Below are 2,364 nucleotides of genomic sequence, written 5' to 3'. Positions count from 1 at the left end.
GCTTACAATGATAAATGTCGTGTTTTTGTTTTTCCCATTTGTATGAGTATTAGTTTTTTCTGATTTTATAGCATTATAATCTATTTATTGTCGTTATACTGCGTTTTTTGTTTAAATTATTGCTAATTGATGGTTATTTTAATATTTATTAATTGATTAAATTAATAAAATAACCTTGGTTATTATTCTATTTTTCTGAGTAGATAAATTAATAAAAATTAATATTGAGTTTAATAACAAAAGCCGGCTATTTTTGATATAACATAACGTTAAATTTAAATAGCCTAAGTACAACTGAATAATCGTAAGAATCAGCTATAAAGATGTAGCTTATTCTAGTTATTAAGTGTAAATTTTTATTCAATTTACAAATTTTGAAGTAAGTTATGACCATAAGACTTTGGTTTTTTAAGATAGATTTATAGAGAAATTTTAGCGGCCGAATAAAAGGAATTTAACCCATTAGATGTCATTAATGGTAAGTACTCTTATAGCCAAACACCAAAAAATTTAACTAAATAGAATAAATGAGTATAAAAATATGAACACAGCAGATTTATTGAAGCAAATTTACGATATTAATCTTTCTTATTTATTACTTGCACAACGTCTTCTTAAGAAAGAAAAAGCTTCCGCTATATTTTGACTGGGTATCACCGAGGAAACGGCAGATTCATTGATTAGTTTGACATTACCACAGTTAGTTAAGTTAGCTGAAACTAATCAATTAATATGTAATTTTAGATTTAACAATAGCGAAACGATTGAACAATTAACTAAGGAATCTCGTGTTGATGATCTACAACAAATTCACACCGGAATTTTATTATCAACTCATTGTTTCCAACAATTATCGGAAAATGATAAATCAATAAAAAGAAAGACATAATTATGGCGAGTAAAAGTATTGTTCAAGAAGCAAAAGATATCCATTTGGCTATAGATTTAATTAATTTAGGTGCACGTCTTCAAATGTTGGAAAGTGAAACTCAACTCAGCCGAGGACGATTAATTAAGTTGTATAAGGAATTACGGGGTAATCCACCACCTAAAGGTATGTTGCCATTCTCAACCAATTACTTTATGACTTGGGAACAAAGTATTCATTCTTCTATGTTTTATAATGCTTATCGTTTTTTATTAACCAGTGGTCATTATAGGGGAATAAATGCTGTCGTACGGGCTTATCGTTTGTATCTAGAACAATGCCGCACTCAACCAAGTAAACAACCTATACTTACTTTGACAAGGGCATGGACGCTAGTTCGATTTGTTTATAGTGGCATGTTGCAACCATCAACTTGTCGCTGCTCCGGTGGAACTTTTATTACCCATGCACACCAACCAGTGAACAGTTTTGCTTGCAGTTTATGGAAACCACCTTCAAGTGCGATCAAAAAACGTAAACATTCTTGCCAATTTGCCGATATTCATCCGCAAGTATTGGGGAAAATTCAGTAGTGGAGCAACTGAGCTTATAAAATAGAGAATTATGGTTTAGGTTTACCATAACTCTCTTATAGGTCGGTATGTTAGCTTTGAATGCGTATCTCTAGTTCATCATTATCAATAAAAGGAATATCAAGTACTTGTATTGTTAGGCTATCTTGTGGTTATTGGAGCAGTATTAGGTGGTTATTTACTTGTTGTGGGCATTTGTCTGCTCTTTATCAACCGGCCGAGTTTTTGATTATTTTAGGGGCTGGCTTAGGTGGTTTTATTGTAGCGAATAATGGCAAAGCGATTAAAGCAACATTGAACGTATTACCAAAATTAAGTCGCTTAGCTATATCGGTTCGCAAGATATAAATGATCAGGTATGGTTAACTTTAGCGAAGAAAATTAATGCCGATTGTGACAAGACAGCTGGTTTTATCATTACTCATGGTACTGACACGCTAGAGTAAACTGCTTATTTTTTAGATTTAACCACCCACTGTCATAAACCAATTGCAATGGTTGGTGCGATAAAGCCTGCCACAGCATTAGGTGCTGATGGGCCGTTAAATCTCTATAACGCCGTTATTGTTGCCACTGATAAAGAGGCGGGAAAACGAGGTGTCTTATTAGCCATGGACGATAAAGTTATTAGTGGTCGCAATGTGGTTAAAATGAATACCAACTTTGTTGAAGAATTTGAAGCTGTTATAGCTAAGCGACTTAATTTTGATGACATTATTTATATAAGCTATTCAATTGATTTTAGACGTAAAGTGATATTTAAGATGGAAGAAGAAGTGTTGAGTATCCGAGAAACAGCGAAGCAATTTCGGATTGGCTCTGCATCTGTATCTCATTGGATTAATCAAATAGAGCCAAAAGCATCGACTACGCGTCAGCGAAAAATCGATAAATACGAGTTGA

Annotated in this window: 2 protein-coding genes and 3 pseudogenes; all 5 read left to right on the top strand. The window is 33.1% G+C overall.

Annotated elements, in window-relative coordinates:
• Positions 1-541: 541 nt before the first annotated feature.
• Positions 542-889, top strand: a pseudogene (flhD, locus tag ARSQ2_RS07535) (flagellar transcriptional regulator FlhD).
• 2 nt (positions 890-891) lie between these two features.
• Positions 892-1,461: a flagellar transcriptional regulator FlhC gene (gene flhC, locus ARSQ2_RS07530; protein ID WP_181994915.1), complete on the top strand. Its 570-nt coding sequence runs from the start codon at positions 892-894 to the stop codon at positions 1,459-1,461.
• 133 nt (positions 1,462-1,594) lie between these two features.
• Positions 1,595-1,782: pseudogene (locus ARSQ2_RS14280) on the top strand (motility-associated protein); the annotation flags it as partial.
• A gap of 8 nt (positions 1,783-1,790) precedes the next feature.
• Positions 1,791-2,210: pseudogene (locus ARSQ2_RS14275) on the top strand (asparaginase domain-containing protein); the annotation flags it as partial.
• A gap of 15 nt (positions 2,211-2,225) precedes the next feature.
• Positions 2,226-2,364 (top strand): IS630 transposase-related protein (locus tag ARSQ2_RS12900; RefSeq protein ID WP_238334389.1); only part of this gene is annotated, 139 nt, incomplete at its 3' end.

Origin of the sequence: Arsenophonus endosymbiont of Bemisia tabaci Q2 (assembly GCF_902713415.1) — a bacterium.
GTDB lineage: Bacteria > Pseudomonadota > Gammaproteobacteria > Enterobacterales > Enterobacteriaceae > Arsenophonus.
Note: the sequence above shows the minus strand (reverse complement) of the source record. Positions and strands in the feature narration are given on the sequence as shown.